Origin of the sequence: Nostoc sp. ATCC 53789, assembly GCF_009873495.1 — a bacterium.
Lineage (GTDB): Bacteria > Cyanobacteriota > Cyanobacteriia > Cyanobacteriales > Nostocaceae > Nostoc > Nostoc muscorum_A.
In genome coordinates this window covers 5,433,594-5,449,500 of record NZ_CP046703.1, presented here as the reverse complement: position 1 = coordinate 5,449,500, position 15,907 = coordinate 5,433,594, and the positions used below count along the sequence as shown (strand labels likewise).

The 15,907-nt window shown below is 43.5% G+C and carries 13 protein-coding genes and 1 pseudogene; 6 read left to right on the top strand and 8 right to left on the bottom strand.

The genetic code is table 11. The features are described 5' to 3' along the window. Positions 1–340: 340 nt before the first annotated feature. Both GJB62_RS22690 and GJB62_RS22685 read left to right on the top strand, forming a co-directional pair. Positions 341–1,798 carry an efflux RND transporter periplasmic adaptor subunit gene (locus GJB62_RS22690; RefSeq protein ID WP_114081698.1) on the top strand — a complete coding sequence of 486 codons (1,458 nt, stop codon included), beginning with the start codon at positions 341–343 and terminating at the stop codon, positions 1,796–1,798. 134 nt (positions 1,799–1,932) lie between these two features. After that, positions 1,933–5,106 carry an efflux RND transporter permease subunit gene (locus GJB62_RS22685; RefSeq protein WP_114081699.1) on the top strand — a complete coding sequence of 1,058 codons (3,174 nt, stop codon included), beginning with the start codon at positions 1,933–1,935 and terminating at the stop codon, positions 5,104–5,106. Between the two features lie 101 nt (positions 5,107–5,207). Here GJB62_RS22685 and GJB62_RS22680 read toward each other — a convergent pair whose 3' ends face one another. Beyond that, positions 5,208–6,536 carry an IS4 family transposase gene (locus GJB62_RS22680; RefSeq protein ID WP_114081517.1) on the bottom strand — a complete coding sequence of 443 codons (1,329 nt, stop codon included), beginning with the start codon at positions 6,534–6,536 and terminating at the stop codon, positions 5,208–5,210. 325 nt (positions 6,537–6,861) lie between these two features. Then, complete coding sequence (locus GJB62_RS22670; RefSeq protein ID WP_114083413.1) at positions 6,862–7,083, bottom strand: hypothetical protein; 222 nt, start codon at positions 7,081–7,083, stop codon at positions 6,862–6,864. Positions 7,084–7,095: 12 nt separating this feature from the next. On the opposite strand from GJB62_RS22670, the pseudogene GJB62_RS22665 reads away from it, so the two are divergent. Next, a pseudogene (locus GJB62_RS22665) lies at positions 7,096–7,428 on the top strand (hypothetical protein); the annotation flags it as partial. 95 nt (positions 7,429–7,523) lie between these two features. Here the strand turns inward: GJB62_RS22665 and GJB62_RS22660 are convergent. From GJB62_RS22660 to GJB62_RS22635, 6 genes are all read right to left on the bottom strand, one after another. Beyond that, positions 7,524–7,940, bottom strand: a complete 417-nt coding sequence (locus GJB62_RS22660) for a cupin domain-containing protein (RefSeq protein WP_114083412.1) — start codon at positions 7,938–7,940, stop codon at positions 7,524–7,526. A gap of 382 nt (positions 7,941–8,322) precedes the next feature. Further along, a complete protein-coding gene (locus tag GJB62_RS22655) occupies positions 8,323–8,916 on the bottom strand; it encodes an EF-hand domain-containing protein (RefSeq protein ID WP_114083411.1) in 594 nt (197 codons plus the stop codon). An 858-nt stretch (positions 8,917–9,774) separates the two neighbouring features. Then, positions 9,775–11,256, bottom strand: coding sequence for a DICT sensory domain-containing protein (locus tag GJB62_RS22650; RefSeq protein WP_114083410.1), 1,482 nt, complete (start codon positions 11,254–11,256; stop codon positions 9,775–9,777). A gap of 189 nt (positions 11,257–11,445) precedes the next feature. Beyond that, a complete protein-coding gene (locus GJB62_RS22645) occupies positions 11,446–11,589 on the bottom strand; it encodes a hypothetical protein (protein WP_159402467.1) in 144 nt (47 codons plus the stop codon). A 97-nt stretch (positions 11,590–11,686) separates the two neighbouring features. Continuing rightward, on the bottom strand, positions 11,687–13,189 hold the full coding sequence (locus GJB62_RS22640) for a UDP-N-acetylmuramoyl-L-alanyl-D-glutamate--2,6-diaminopimelate ligase (protein WP_114083409.1): 1,503 nt from the start codon (positions 13,187–13,189) through the stop codon (positions 11,687–11,689). A gap of 53 nt (positions 13,190–13,242) precedes the next feature. Then, the gene (locus GJB62_RS22635) at positions 13,243–13,524 is read right to left on the bottom strand and encodes a glutaredoxin family protein (RefSeq protein WP_114083408.1); all 282 of its coding nucleotides are present in this window, start codon (positions 13,522–13,524) and stop codon (positions 13,243–13,245) included. Positions 13,525–13,597: 73 nt separating this feature from the next. Here GJB62_RS22635 and GJB62_RS22630 point away from each other — a divergent pair, with 73 nt between their 5' ends. The 3 genes from GJB62_RS22630 (at position 13,598) to GJB62_RS22620 (ending at position 15,897) form a co-directional block, all read left to right on the top strand. Next, complete coding sequence (locus GJB62_RS22630; RefSeq protein WP_114083407.1) at positions 13,598–13,786, top strand: DUF4089 domain-containing protein; 189 nt, start codon at positions 13,598–13,600, stop codon at positions 13,784–13,786. 89 nt (positions 13,787–13,875) lie between these two features. After that, the gene (locus GJB62_RS22625) at positions 13,876–14,502 is read left to right on the top strand and encodes a DUF4328 domain-containing protein (protein WP_114083406.1); all 627 of its coding nucleotides are present in this window, start codon (positions 13,876–13,878) and stop codon (positions 14,500–14,502) included. Between the two features lie 9 nt (positions 14,503–14,511). Continuing rightward, on the top strand, positions 14,512–15,897 hold the full coding sequence (locus GJB62_RS22620; protein WP_114083405.1) for an AtzE family amidohydrolase: 1,386 nt from the start codon (positions 14,512–14,514) through the stop codon (positions 15,895–15,897). The last annotated feature ends 10 nt before the right edge of the window (positions 15,898–15,907 follow it).

Here is a 15,907-nt window from a genome sequence, read left to right as displayed (position 1 = left end):
ACATACATTGATAGTTCAAATTTTTAATTAAATAATTCTAGATTAGCTTTATCAGTTTTTCATATATAAGCATTGGTTGACGGTGATCTAAATGGGTATATTGTGTGATTTAGAGTAGCTAGATGAAATGAAATAATTTCTTGTATCATAATCTACATAAAGGCTTCAAGTATTTAGATGACAGTAATTTTTCTTAGGAACTAAGTTCTATTATATACGGTTAAAAATAAAAGACATTTACTATGAAATGCGTCATAGTTGATGGGAAGTAAATAAATTTCAAGTTTTCTTAAGAAAATACCAATATTGGTATGCATAGACAGAAAGTGGAGGTCGGACTGTGAGCGATGAAAGTGTTTCAGAAATCGAGGTGGAAGAACCTATAACCTCTGAAGATGCTGGCTTTTTGAGCAAATCAGAGCAAAAACCAACTAGGGCATGGTTGAAGCCATTATTTTTGGGTGCTGGTTTAGGAATTGCGATCGCCTTTGGTGGCATGAGTGTATTAAGTCATCTTCCATCCCGTCAAAAAAGCGCGGTAGCAGATAAAAAAATTAACCCATCAATGACAGTTACCATCGCCACAGTAGAAGCCGCCCGTGTTGTGCGTACTCTTAAAACTACTGGAACTGTTGCAGCACGTGATTTAATTCCGGTTTTACCACAGACAAACGGTTTACAAATCAAAAGTATCCCTGAAGATGTGAAAGAAGGGGTTTTTGTCAAAAAAGGTCAAGTTTTGGCGGTGTTGGATGATTCCATATTGCAAAGCCAAATTAGCCAAGCAAAGGCAGATGTCGAATCAAAACAAGCCGATGTGGAATCGAAACAGGCAGATTTGGCATCCAAACAGGCAGATTTGGCATCAAATAAAGCCATAGTCCAACAAAAACAAGCAGATTTAGCTCAAGCGAAGGCAAAGCTAGAAGAAGCCGCTAAAAATTATCAGCGCTATCAACAACTGGCTGATTCTGGAACCATTAGTAAGCAAGAACTTGATACTCGTTCCTACGCTGTAAAAACTGCCATACAAGTTGTGAATCTATCCCAAGAAAACCTGCGTAGCGCCCAGGCCAATATCGGCAGCGCCCAGGCTAATATTAGTAACGCTCAAGCTATTATCAACAAAGCCAAAGCTGATGTCCGCAGCAGTGCCGCTAGGGTGCAACAACTACAAACTCAGTTGGAACAAACTGTGGTGCGTGCGCCGGTTTCTGGAGTCATCGCGGAGAAATTGGCCAGAGTCGGTGATGTGACTGGTGTACCGCCGCAAACGCAGGTGGGAACCGTGATTGGTGGCACACAAAAGCTATTTTCGATTATCCGAGATGAAAAGTTAGAACTTCAAGCGAAGGTTCCTGAAATTCAATTAAATCAGGTGAAAATTGGCGCATCTGTGCAAATTACTTCCGATGTCGATCAGCGCGTGCGATCGCAAGGACGAGTCAGAGAGATACAACCACAGGTGAACGATCAAAGGCGAGAGGCTACAGTCAAAATTGACTTACCGCCAACAACTTTACTTAAACCAGGGATGTTTGCCAATGCTGCAATTACCGCTAACTCAGGTATGGCGATGGTAGTGCCGCAAAAAGCAGTCCAATCCCAAGCAGATGGAAGTGTAATTGTATTCACCTTATCAAGTGGAGATATAGTTCGCAGCCAGAAAATAGACTTAGAAAATCCTACAAACGGCGACAAAGTAGAAATCAAGAGTGGGTTGCAGTTAGGCGATCGCATCGTAGTTGATGGTGCAGGATATCTCAAAGATGGTGATAAGGTTCGAGTTGCAAATTGAGGGGAATGGGGAATGGGGAATGGGGAATGGGAGAAATAACCAATGACAAATGACCAATGACCAATGACAAATGACAAATGACTAATGACTAATGACTAATGACTAATGACCAATGACAAATCTAAAATTTTCTCATGTCCTTTAATATCTCAGCTTGGTCGATTAAAAAACCTGTTCCTACGATAGTTTTATTTTTAATTTTGACGGTTGTGGGTTGGTTCTCCTTTTTATCCTTGGGGATTGATACTAACCCAAATATTGATGTCCCAACAGTTTCGATCAAAGTCACTCAACCAGGTGCAGGCCCAGCCGAACTAGAATCCCAAGTGACGAAAAAAATTGAAGATGCCGTCGCGGGGTTGGGCAATATCGATTTTATGATTTCCACCGTCAGCGATGGGAATTCTAAGACGACAATCAATTTTGTTTTGGGTACAGATAGCGATCGCGCCACCAATGATGTCCGCAATGCGATCGCTCAAATTCGCCAAGATTTACCCCAAGAGATCAACGATCCAATTGTGGAACGTCTGGACTTTGCCGGCGGCCCGGTAATTACTTACGCGGTTAAATCAGATAAGCGTTCTGTAGAAGAATTAAGCAATATTGTCGATCAAACCATTAGCCGCGCCTTATTGGGAGTTCGTGGTGTCGCCCAAATTCAACGTGTGGGTGGAGTTGACCGAGAAATTCGGATTAATCTGAGTCCCAACCGCTTACAATCTCTGGGTATCACCGCCACTCAGGTAAACGACCAAATCCGCGATTTAAACATTAACTTACCTGGCGGACGGGCTGAAGTCGGCGGTAGCGAACAAAGTATCCGCACATTAGGAAGTGCCGCCAGTGTGGATATTTTGAAAACCTACGAAATCCTCTTACCACAAGGCGGTTCCGTACCATTATCCAGTTTGGGAACTATAGAAGATAAATTTGGTGATGTGCGCCAAGCCGCTACCTTAAATAATCAACCTGTGGTAGCTTTCCAAGTGTTGCGTAGTACTGGCAGCGTTCTGGTGACAGTAGAACAAGGAATTAAAGCAGCAGTCAAAGAACTGGAAAAAACACTTCCCGCAGATGTCAAGCTAGATTTGATTTTTACTAGAGCCGATGTTGTTCGCCAATCTTACCAAAGCACCATTGATGAATTAATTCAAGCTTCGGTGCTGGCTGTCATCGTCATTTTAGTATTTTTGCGGGACTGGCGAGCAACATTAATTACGGCTGTTGCCTTACCCTTGTCAATAATTCCCACCTTCGCAGTGCAGCAAGCCCTTGGTTACACCCTCAACAACATGACTTTGTTGGCATTAGCGCTGGCGGTGGGCAACTTGGTAGATGATGCCGTGGTGGAAATTGAAAACATGGAACGGCATATTGCTATGGGCAAATCAGCTTGGGATGCTGCTTTTGAATCTGCCGACGAAGTAGGATTAGCGGTAATCGCAAGTTCAGCAACCATTATTGCCGTGTTTATGCCCGTTGCTTTTATGGGTGGGATTCCGGGGCAATTTTTCCAACCATTTGGTGTTACCGTTGCCGTTTCCACAATTTTCTCAACTCTTGTCGCGCGGATGGTTACGCCGATGATGGGGGCGTATCTTTTAAAAGAGGCAGGGGAGCAGGGGAGCAGGGGAGCAGGGGAGCAGGGGGAGCAGAGGGAGCAGGGGGGCAGGGGAGCGGGGGGAGTAATAAGATTGTTTAATTTCAAGTTTGCACTCCCAAGTAGAAAGCAGGGAAATAGAATACTCAGAACTGAAAATCGTCGGGGGTTTCAACCTTATAGATCGTTATTACAATGGGCGTTACGCCATAGATTGACAACAATGGCGATCGCTTTAGCTTTCTTTATTGCCAGTGTGATGCTGGTTCCTTTAATTCCCAAGGGTTTCGTTGATGATGGCGACTTTGGGATTTCTAACGTATCTATAGAACTACCTCCAGGTTCGACATTAGAAGACGTTAACAAGGTAGTCACACAAGCGACTGATCTCATCCGGCAAAATCCAGTAGTTGAACGTGTACTAGCAACCGAAGAGATCAATTCTGCAAGCCTGGCAATTAATCTCAAACCTAGAGAAGAACGAAATATTTCTCAAAAACAATTTGAGGAACAAGTACGCCCTTCCTTTGAGCAAATACCAGGAGCTAGAATTAGCTTTCAAAGTCAGTCACCAGGCGACAGTCGGAAAGGTTTATCAATTGTTCTCAGAAGTGAAAACCCCGAAGCATTGAATCAAGCGGCTGATGCCCTAGAAAAACAGATGCGATCGCTAGCAGGATTGGTAGAAGTGTCTTCGACTGCAAGTTTGGTTAAACCAGAGATTTTAGTAATTCCGAACCCACAACGGGCAGCAGATTTGGGAGTGACAGTACAAGCGATCGCTCGGACAGCTTCTCTGGCCACCATCGGCGATAATGAGGCCAACTTGGCAAAATTTAATTTAAGCGATCGCCAAATCCCGATTCGCGTGCAAATCGATCCGAAAGTTCGGGCTGACATTAACACAATCACAAATCTCCAAGTCCTCAGTCAAAATGGCAAATTGATTCCCCTGGTAGCTGTTGCAGATATCCGTTTTGGTAGTGGCCCTGCAACCATCAACCGTTACGATCGCGCCCGTCAAGTTGCCGTAGAAGCCAATTTGCAAGGGATTTCTTTGGGAGAGGCAGTAGAAACAATCAACAAACTACCTGTGATGCAAAACTTACCGCCAGGGGTAGTACAGCAACCCTCCGGTAGCGCCAAAATTATGCAAGAAATTTTTGGGCGTTTTGGTGGCGCGTTAGGGCTGGCATTAATGTGTATCTATGCAATTCTGGTGTTGCTGTATAACAACTTTCTGCATCCATTATCGATTATGGCAGCCTTGCCCTTTTGTTTAGGCGGCGCATTGGTAGCTTTGATGGTTGCTCAAAAACCATTGGGGATATATGCCTTGATTGGTATCGTGTTGCTGTTGGGGATTGTCACCAAAAACTCGATTCTGTTGGTGGATTATACAATCATCAACATGCAAGAAGGCAAAACTCAGCGTCAGGCACTCGTAGAAGCTGGCGTGTCACGTCTGCGTCCGATTTTAATGACTTCTCTGGCAACAATCGCCGGTATTCTGCCCCTAGCGTTAGGAATTGGCGCAGGTTCTGAAGTTCGGCAACCAATGGGAATTGCCATTATGGGCGGTTTCACAACTTCTACTCTGCTGACACTGGTAGTAGTGCCAGTGATATTTAGCTACATTGACAACTTCCAAACTTGGATTATGAATAGATTGCGCTATGGATTTGGTAAGAAACCATCGCGTTAATAAAAATAATAAAGACGCGATAAATCGCGTCTTCTTAACCAAATCGTATTGCTTCCTTACAGCGTAAGTTTTACCCCACCCTAACCCTCCCCTTGGAAAGGCTACGGTGTACACACAAGTTTGCCCAGAGCGAGTTTCCACCCAAAAAAGGTGGATTCAAATTGCTCAAGACCGCGAACCAAAGTAGTAATACCGGGAGGTTTTTGAGACTTGTAACCAGACCAACCACCAAGCCGAGCAATAATCCAAGTAGCCCAAGGAAGAGAGGAAGGAAGATAGGGATTTTGTTGCAATTGAGTTTTCCCCTCTAAAGTTGGTGAAATGCTAGACAAGCAATGCTGTTGCTCGTGTGAAAAAGCAACAGTAGCAGGTAAATTAGGGTTATCCCGTCCCTGAATCAGTTGTAAAATTCGCACGGCGACTGACAAAGCTAATACAGTCAGTCGTTGAATGGCAGCAATCGATTCTAATTGGGTAGCTTCGAGATTTAAACCAGCAGTTTTGAGGGTGGCAAAAAGTTGTTCAATTCGCCATCGCCAGGTGTACCATCGAATCACCTGTAAAGCTTGTTCTAAACAAACAACTTGGTGGGTGGTGAGCAATCGCCAATGAATCGGTGCTTGACCTGGTGGTGGGTTGACCTCCACGGCTTCCACGGCATAAAGTGTCACACTCGGAGGATAATCTTGTCCATTCAATTTATCTGGACGTTGAATTTTCACCATTGCACGGCGAACAATTAATAATGCCTCTCTTGCGGTTCTACTAGTGCGTGCATCTGCTGGGACATCTACTGTGTAAGTCCCCTCGCTCGGCTGTTGGTTTAAGTATGTATAAAATGATGAGGTCTTTCCCACCAGGCGACGGTCAATGCGCGCTCTGACCAATACATGATTGTCTTGATTTGCGACTGTCACAAATTCCTCATACATATCACTTTCTCGGTCGCCGATATGGGTAATCATTTTGGCTTCACCAACATTGATGCACTGTTGAGTTTCATCAGCTGAACGCAGCCATTTGTATGATTCTTTCTCCTCTATTGGCAATTGGCTATAGTTTCGTTCATGTTTATCTTGATGGTTGATATCTCTAGTCCACAGTTTTACTGTACTTATCCCCAAGGGAAATCCATTTGCTGCATCTAATACTAGTGTGGGATGAATATAAAATCCTATATCCCTATTGTTTCCTACTACACCTAGACCCAAAGCTTCCAACCTGCCTACATGAGACTGCAAGTTAATTTCGCTGGTATCACTGATAGCTAATATATGCTTTCCTTCTACATGAGATACGCAGTGATCTGATAGGCTTCGCACTAATTCCCCTACTGTCACACTCTTATTCTCCAAAAACCGATAGTATCCTATTTGTTCGGCTCTATTTTTACTTATTTGTCGAATGCTGACTGATTGATGTTTTCCCAAAGCTTCGTACAATGCTGCCCCCTTTTTATCAGTCTTGGGTCTCCAAATGCTTTTCCCTCTACTGCTTGCGCGTGTATTCTGATTGGATTTTCCATCGCCTTTTACTCCCCACAACTCCTTCCCTTATTACTTTACTTGGACTTGTGTGTACACCGTAGCCTTGGAAAGGGGAGGGAACTAGATTCTCTTGTTTCCCCCCTTTCCAAGGGCAGGGCTGTTTCATTCCCTAAAGAGCGCTAAATATCAAGGGTTCTAGCGATTTAAAATTGATTATTTTGTTACCAGCGTGCCAAGAAAATGAACAATTTTACTGTTGTTCAAGTGCTTAAAAGTTCATCTTCTCGTCACCTTCACTTACAATTTTCTCGCTAACCATCTTGACAAATCCTGTTTGAAATGGAATGAAACAGCCCTGCCCTTGGAAAGGGGGGATTAAGGGGGGTAATTCGACTTGTAACACCAAGAGGTTAATTTCCCTACTCCCCATTCCCTTAAATACTGTGCGATCGCATTTACCAGTGGGAATCATAACAAACAGATTTACCACAGTAAATAACCAATGCCTTACCAAAACATTACCGCTTCCCTTTCCTCAGCAGATATCCAAGAAATTAAAGCAGCCTTTGCGACTATCCAAGCAAAGATGCCTTTTCTCGTTACCCTGAGTGCAGAAGAACGACGCAACTTATTTAAGATGGGCGATAAAAGACTAGCTTTTGTCAACAATAGCCTAATTGCTGCCCAATCTAACCGAGACATTTTACCAGCCAGCTTTGATTTAGATGAATTTGTGCGGGATTATCAACTAGCTGCCAACCTCACCGAAGTTTTGATTGGACTGCGACAACTGACAGAACAGGTAGATGATACCCTGATGGCAGTCGGTAGTAAACTGCAACCCTGGCAAATTGACGGCATAGTAGCAGCTCTTGACGACAGCTAGCTCAAAGTGAAGCAATATCGACTAAGGCGCGATAATATTCAGCTTCAACATTTTTGGTCAGGATAAAGACAAATTTCTTGTGGCGAACTTCGGGCAACGATATATTCCATCACTTCCTGCCCGTAATTAACCGGACAATGCACGACACCAGTTTTAATATAGAGGAAATCGCCTGCTTTGATATCTACAAATGTATCATTCTCAACACCTAGCAAAACTCTGCACGTTCCCGTAATAATGTATATCGCAGTCTCAAAAGGATGGTAGTGTGGGGTTGCACCTGCTCCTGGAGGAATTATGCCGTGAGCCATACTAAGGTGCTTCGATCCGACAGTTTCTTCAGTTACACCCCAGCCTCGAACATAGCCATGATCTGTATCACAAATTCTTTCTGGTTCCTGAACAACTACAACACTACTCACTTGCTGTGAGATGCAAGTATCTAAAATTTCAGAACTCATAAACTATCACCCTAAAGACTATACTCTTCAAAATAAATTAGTTCTTAACATCTCAGACTCTAAATAAGAATACAAGGACAGTTAAGACAGTTAAAAAATATTTATTTAGGAGCGATATTCTAGTTATTCATTGCTTAAAAGTGAAGCTGATACCTCATCAGAGAAATGCCCAAAAGCCCTGATGATTGCAAAGAATAGTTATTAAACATTGTCTAAATTGGCTCAAACTAGGCAATGTTGATTAATAACTAATAAGTACCGTATAGCTAAAAGCTGAAAACCTTATCAGGTAAGGATTTTTAGCTATATGGCAGAATTTTTTGTGAATCGTTGCACTACCCAAGCTTGGATCGCTTCAGTCTGGCAACGACGCTTGAGTAGGTCATCTTGTCTTGCTGCCGACAACCACCGTATTATCCCAAACGTCGCCGTACAGCCAGTTGCCTCCCGCATTTTGGTCGCTACTGGTGTAGTATTCCTGCCACGCAATCAGGAGTTCATCGACTGTAAGCTGTCCGTTGCCGTTGCTGTCGAGCTTCTGGAAAGCTAGCTGGCTGTTCGCCGCCTTACAGCCAAAAGCTTGGTGGAATTTGGCGAACTCACTTTGTTCGAGGAAACCGTTGTCGTCTCGATCGCAGATTGTGAAAATCGCTTTTGCAAGGGGATGGAAGGCTGATTTATAGGCTTCTGAATCTTCGGCGAAGGACTTTAAGCCATTGCGCCATTCCTCTGGAGTCACTTGGCCATCGTTATCAACATCCATTTTGGCTTGTACATGAGTCCAAAAGTGTTCAAACGTTTGGAACAGTTTCTGTGTTTTGGGACTGCCCATAGGCTCGCCGAGATAAGTAGCAACACGAGCGGCGAGAGCGAGTACATCGGCTTGTTCTAGAACGCCGTTACCGTTCACGTCAGCATGAGTAAAACAAACATCGAATTTTCGATCCAACAAATCTTGAGTTTCAACAAGAGGCATATTTAATCTCCGTATATATGAAATGTTGTATCAACTTTGCTGTTCAACTATTCCGCGCGGATGAACTTATTTGAGAGTATTTCACAATATTTTATTTAAAACAAGGACAGTTAAGACCAGTTAAGACAGTTAAGACAGTTAAGAAAAATATCAAATTAAATTTCATTTAAAAGCAAGGACAGTTAAGAAAAAATATAAAATAAATCGTAACCGCTCAGGGGGGTTGAAGTTATAAATTTCTATAGACCGGAGTGCCCCAGCTTTTAAAAATTGCAATTAAAAGTATATCCCTGACATCCTTAACTTTTAGAAGGAGATTCCGGTTTAGGCAAGTCGATGTTTCTCCGTCATCTCTTGCAAAACTCCCAGCGCAAGATAAGTGGGCATTGGGCATGGTTATTTTCCTTGTGTTTTAGAGGACGTTTGAAAAGTTCTTAGTGATGTATTAAATCCTTTTAGATCCCCCTAAATCCCCCTTAAAAAGGGGGACTTTGAGAGCTTTTTGCCCCCTTTTTTAAGCTGACTTTTCACGGCATCTGGAAAACCTCTCTCTAAATCTCTTTCCTAAAAGGAGAGATACTTTGAATTTTCCCCCTTCCCGATGCGGGAAGGGGGTTAGGGGGTTAGGTTTTTAGTGGACTTTTCCACATAACGTGAAAAGTCAGTTTTTTAAGGGGGTTGGGGGGATCAAAAGCTTATGGGGCAACTCTCAAAGACTTATGTGTACACCGTAGCTTTTTAAGGGAGGTTAGGGGGGATCAATAAGTGTCTAAAATCACAGCCAAATACTTTTTAAACAACCTCTTAAGCAAAGTTGCATAGCACCACAAAGTTAACTTAGGGGATAATGATAACCGATCACTCATGTTCTATTGCGATCGCTCTTGGGGCATCGCCAACAGTTGCCAGTTGCACTGTAAATGTGGAACCTTCATATAATTTACTTTTTACAGAAATAGATCCCCCACAGCGCAGCAGCAATTGTTGTACTATTGTTAACCCCAAGCCAGCACCAGCATAATCTTCTGTAGATCCTGTACGCACACGATAAAATCGCTCAAATATTTTCGAAATCTCGTTTTCGGCAATACCAATACCTGTATCGCGGAATTCTAATTGGACATAATCGCCTTGAAGACGGGCACGCACCCATACTTCACCCCCATTAGGAGTAAATTTAATGCTGTTGTGCAGCAGATTAATTACAATCTGCCTCAGCCCACCACTCACACACCAAATAGATGGGAGTTCAGTGGGTACGGTGTAGGCTAGCATAATCCCTTTTTCTTGGGCTAAAGGTTGGTACGTACTCACTACCCCAGGTACAATCTCTGAGAGCCGCACCGACTCCAAAACCATCCCCTCCAAATTACGTTCTAGTTGCACCAGTTCCAACAAACCTGTAATTAGAGAATTTTGTTGATCGCACTGGGTATTTAACATCTGTAAATAACGTTGTCGCTGCGTAGGTTTGAGATTAGGAGAATTCAATAACGAAAGTGCTGTTTTGATATGCGTCAGGGGTATACGCAATTCCTGACAGAGATTTTTCAGATATTCATCTTGAAATTGTTCTTTGTTGTGCAGTTCTTGATTTATCTGCTGCAACTTGGTAGTGCGAGCAGTGATGATTTGGCGATTAACTTCATCCTGTCGCAGGAGTTGTTTTGTAAACAGTTGACTCATGGTTGCCGCTTCCGGCATCGTTGGACAAATAAAATCAGCAGGTACAATTGGCAATGATTCTGGCGCGGAACTGCCTGGCAGATGGTCGCTAGATATCGCTTTTTGGATACCATTTAATACTTGCTGAATTACTCTCCCCTCAACAGTAGTGATAATCAGCAATGGCTGATTTTTATTAGTATTTACCTTCCCCGATGTCTGACTCTTGCGTTTTTTAAGTGGCCGATGAGCCAAAATTAAACTACAAAACTGGGGCGATAACACCATCAAAAAGTTTTCCCGTCGCAGTTGGCTATCTGGTGTCAGGTGGACGGTGACATGATGAGTGGATGAGAAAGATGAGGAAGTCTTTTCTTCCCCTGCTTCATCATCTTCCCCCGCTCCCTGTTTTTCATTCTCGTCAATCTGGCAAGTATAGATAATACTAGACGCACCTACTGAGGATTGATAACGCGCTAATTCTGATTGCCAAATTTTTTCTGGTGGTAGCTTCACCCATAAAGTGGCTGCAATTTGCTGCTCAATTAGTAAGTCAATTTGCGCTCTCACCAGTGATAGCAGAGTCGCAGGACTGAGAGACAATGGTTTTGGAGGCACTTGCACTCCCATAACCAGTTGATAAACAGACAGATCCTTAGTCAGAGAAACATTCATGAGTCAAGCACAAAAAGGATGAAGCAAGAAATAATTCTGTCTCGATTTTCACCTTTATATGTCCATCTTTTACAAAAACCCCACGGAAAGAAACATTAAATATCAAAAACTACACCCATCAGGGGCGGGGAAGAGGCAGGGGGGACAAGGGGACAAGGGGACAAGGGGATAAGAGGGAATGGCACTAAGTTAATCGCAAAGCCCTGATATAACTTGCTTTTTGAGTGTGGGGAGTGTGGGGAGTGTGGGGGTAAGACTTCTTCCCCGTCCTCCCACACCTCCCACACCTCCCACACCCTGCCCTGACCAGATTTCAGCTTTTCTTAGTGCCATTCGGGACAAGGGGTGAGAAATTGAAACAAGTCTTTCCCCTTGTCCCCAATTCTCCTTGTCCCCTTGTCCTCTTGCCCATGCCCAATTCCCAAATAAATTAAGCTTGGCTATTAAGTCTTTGCTGTAAAGCGTCGCGTGCGTGTTCTCGGTCATCAAAATGGATTTTTTCGGTGCCGAGAATTTGGTAGTCTTCGTGACCTTTACCAGCAAGCAGCACTCCATCACCTGGTTGTGCTTGTAAAATAGCAGTACGAATTGCAGTAGCGCGATCGCAAATTACCATTGGTTTTACTGTTTGGGCAATTCCTGCCAAAACGTCTTCTAAAATCCGTTCTGGGTTTTCTGTGCGGGGATTATCTGATGTCACTACTGCCACATCAGCTAATTCAGCAGCAATTCTACCCATAATTGGGCGCTTGGTGCGATCGCGATCGCCGCCACAACCAAATACACAAATTACCTTCCCAGGTATAAATGGACGTGCAGCTTTCAACAAGTTTTCCAAGCTATCGGGTGTGTGGGCATAATCCACAATCACGCTAATATCCTGGTCAGAATTAATCTGTACCCGTTCCATTCGTCCAGGAACTCCGGGAAACTCAGGTATTACAGATGCCACTAATTGCAAATCTAGCCCTAAGTGTAAAGCTGCTCCTACGGCTGCGAGAAGATTTTCTAAATTATATTGTCCGACTAGTGGCGATCGAAAAGCTACGTCACCTTTTGGTGTATGTAATGTCCCACTGACACCATTCGGCTCATAAGTTAAATCACTCATCCATAAATCAGCACTGTTGTCGTTGACGCTATAACTCCAAACCCGTTCGGCATCTAACGAGGCAATTAACCGCTTTCCGTAAGAGTCATCAGCATTAATTATTGCTCGTCCCTTGAGATAATCAGGGCTAAATAACAACGCTTTAGCGGCAAAGTAATCTTCCATATCGCGGTGATAGTCGAGATGGTCTTGAGTAAGATTACTGAACACCGCTACCTCAAATTGACAGCCCAGCACTCTACCTTGAGCCAAAGCGTGAGAACTTACTTCCATCACCCCGAACTCACTACCAGCATTTACAGCCTCTGCTAGCTGCTGTTGCAGTTCTACTGCAAAGGGCGTAGTGTGGGCAGCAGTTTGCTCAAAACCTGCCCAACGGGTGTAGAGAGTCCCCATCAAAGCTGTGGCGAGATTAGCTTTGAGCAGGAGAAATTCAATAATATGGGTAGTTGTAGTTTTGCCATTGGTACCAGTCACACCTACCAGCTTGAGTTTTTGCCCTGGATAACCATAAAAAGCACTAGCTATCTGGGCACAAGCTTGAGTTATGTTACTTGCACTGATGACCACAGCCTCATTTGTGGGAGGATTTTTTTGTGCAGCTTCAGGAGAAACGATCGCAGCCACAGCCCCCGATGCGATCGCACTTTGCCAAAATTCCCCACCATCAACCCGCGTTCCTGGCATCCCAATAAACAAATCTCCCACACCACAAGCATGGGAATTGGTCTTCAAACCCCTAACTTCCACATCCTGCAAAGTCGGATGGCTAGGCAATTGTTCAACACTGTCTACCGCCGTTAGTAATTCCCGCAATTTCATGTTGTGAACCTCGTCACATTCTTAATCTTGCGCTTATTCTGCATTATTTTTTTCTAATTGGCTAAATACTTACGCAACATTTGCTCCAACTGTTGCACACTACCACGAGGAGAAGGACGCGGCAATAATTTCTCACTCCCCTCTGCGTCCTCTGCGCCTCTGTGGTTCGATAAATAAAGTACTGGCACTTCATACTCATACGCAGCAAACCAATCGTCACGAGTCGTAATATCCCTAATTTCCAACTCGAAACTGAGATTTTGGATTTTTTCTAGCTTTTCTTGCAAGCCTTCACATAAATGACAGCCGGGTTTACTGTATAAAATTAATCGCATTTCAGTTGTGATAAGAAGTTATAAGTTTAAGATAACGAACCGCAAAGGACGCAAAGGGCGCAAAGGAAGAGAGATGAGAAGAGAAGGGTTTGATGTGGGAGAGTATGTTGATCTTATGGCGTTGTTGTTGGATTTGCAGTTAAGAGATGAGTATCGGGATGGGGTGGTGGCAAATTTTGAGAGAATTAGTGCGATCGCAAATATTGTAAATTCTTTCCCTTTACCAGAAGAAATTGAAGTTGCACCAGTTTTTGAACCATAAGAGCTATTTTAATGTTTAAGCAATTTTACTGAGTTTTCAGTATAACCAACAATACTAAGATATAGCCGACTATACCTTGGAAAAATCAGATGAATAATTTCAATGCTGTTATTTCATTGAAGTCTGCGAGTATCGGTAGATTGTTGGTGCGGTTACTTTGGGTGCTGCTAGGATTTGGTGTTGCTTCTACGCTATTATCTTTGTTGCAATTAATAGCAAAGCCACTTTATCAGCTACTTGCTTCTCTAGATGCACTGATATCAATAGTTACATTACTTTTCAGTTTAACTTCAATCATTGTTTTTATGATTTGGCTATATCGTCTCCATGCTGATTTAAGGGATATTTTCAAGGAATATCCGATTACGCCAGGAGGTGCGATCGCCCGATTTCTAATTCCTATATATAGCCTTTGGGGAATAGCCAACACGTTATCTACTTTTGCTGATCGATTTAAAGGTGAAGGTGAGGATTTAACACGTTTGAGTGAACAAGTGCGATCGTTAATCGGGCCGCTATATGGTTTTATGATTGGGTCAAATCTTTTGAATCGGCTCGCTTTTACAGAAGCTGTTAAAAATCCCGAAGATAAATTTCTGCCCTTTTGGTTTTTATTCTCTTGTATTTTAGATTTAGGTCTTACGGCTATTTTGCTACAACTAGCAAAAACTATGCAGACTGCTATTACTCAAAAAGCTAAAAGTGCTATCTCCTAATATTCCAGCATGAATTTTGATTCTGCCGATGCCATAACAATATCAGATGCGGTGCGTGCAGCCAAAGTCAGCGCGGTGGAAGTTACCAAAGCTGCGATCGCACGAATCGCAACGCGAGATCATCAACTCAACTGTTTTACGGCTGTGACTGCTGAAACAGCTTTAATAGATGCAGTTCGCATTGACGAAGAAATTGCCCAAGGTAATAATCCTGGTTTGCTTGCTGGTGTGCCTTTTGCGGTGAAAAATCTCTTCGATATTGCTGGTTTAACGACTCTGGCGGGGTCAAAAATCAATGCAGAGAACCCAGCCGCTACCCAAGATGCAACCGCAATAGCGAAGCTGAAACAAGCGGGTGCTGTGCTAGTTGGCGCTTTGAATATGGATGAGTACGCCTATGGGTTTGTTACGGAAAACTCCCATTACGGTGCTACTCACAACCCCCATGATTTACAGCGAGTTGCTGGTGGTTCATCGGGTGGTTCGGCGGCGGCTGTTGCTGCTGGGTTAGTACCTATGACGCTGGGTTCTGATACTAATGGTTCAATTCGGGTTCCGGCGGCGTTGTGTGGCGTTTTTGGTTTTAAGCCTACTTATGGAAGGTTATCTCGTGCTGGGGTAGCTTTATTTTCTAGCAGTTTTGACCACATTGGCCCTTTTGCGCGTTCGGTGCAAGATATTGCTACGGTGTTTGATGTGCTTCAAGGAGAAGACGATCGCGATCCAATTTGCACAAAGCGTCCGCCTGAATTGGTTTTACCACAACTTAATCAAGATATTTCTGATATCCGAATTGCCATTGCAGCTGATTATTTCACCAAAGGTTCAGAACCGGAAGCTTTAGCAGCAGTGCAAAAGGTAGCCGATGCTTTGAATGCCACTCAATACGTAACCATACCAGAAGCACACCGCGCCCGTGCAGCAGCTTTTGTGATTACAGCTAGTGAGGGCGCAAATCTGCATTTGGAAAAATTGCGATATCGTCCTCAAGATTTTGATCCAGCGACACGCGATCGCTTTTTGGCTGGGGCGTTAATTCCTAGTAGCTGGTATCTGCAAGCACAACGGTTTAGAAGCTGGTATCGCGATCGCGTTCGAGAAGTATTTCAAAATGTGGATCTAATTATTGCCCCAACTACACCAATTTCTGCACCGCTAATCGGTCAACAAACTATGATTTTGGATGGGGAAGAAATTCTTGTCCGCCCTCATTTGGGGCTATTTACTCAACCATTATCTTTTATCGGCTTACCCGTTTTATCAGTACCAATTCAGCGTCCAAATGCCTTACCTTTGGGTGTGCAATTGATCGCAGCACCATATAATGAAGCTTTAATTTTACGGGTTGCGGCTGCGTTACAAACAAAGGGCGTAGTTGCGGCAGTTATAGTGTAATTATAGCAGA

Coding starts and splice junctions, on each gene's coding strand:
- GJB62_RS22685 (WP_114081699.1), top strand. CDS start 1,933: ATGTCCTTTAATATCTCAGCTTGGTCGATTAAAAAACCTGTTCCTACG.
- GJB62_RS22660 (WP_114083412.1), bottom strand. CDS start 7,940: ATGAGTTCTGAAATTTTAGATACTTGCATCTCACAGCAAGTGAGTAGT.
- GJB62_RS22655 (WP_114083411.1), bottom strand. CDS start 8,916: ATGCCTCTTGTTGAAACTCAAGATTTGTTGGATCGAAAATTCGATGTT.
- GJB62_RS22650 (WP_114083410.1), bottom strand. CDS start 11,256: ATGAATGTTTCTCTGACTAAGGATCTGTCTGTTTATCAACTGGTTATG.
- GJB62_RS22645 (WP_159402467.1), bottom strand. CDS start 11,589: ATGGCACTAAGAAAAGCTGAAATCTGGTCAGGGCAGGGTGTGGGAGGT.
- GJB62_RS22640 (WP_114083409.1), bottom strand. CDS start 13,189: ATGAAATTGCGGGAATTACTAACGGCGGTAGACAGTGTTGAACAATTG.
- GJB62_RS22635 (WP_114083408.1), bottom strand. CDS start 13,524: ATGCGATTAATTTTATACAGTAAACCCGGCTGTCATTTATGTGAAGGC.
- GJB62_RS22630 (WP_114083407.1), top strand. CDS start 13,598: ATGAGAAGAGAAGGGTTTGATGTGGGAGAGTATGTTGATCTTATGGCG.
- GJB62_RS22625 (WP_114083406.1), top strand. CDS start 13,876: ATGAATAATTTCAATGCTGTTATTTCATTGAAGTCTGCGAGTATCGGT.
- GJB62_RS22620 (WP_114083405.1), top strand. CDS start 14,512: ATGAATTTTGATTCTGCCGATGCCATAACAATATCAGATGCGGTGCGT.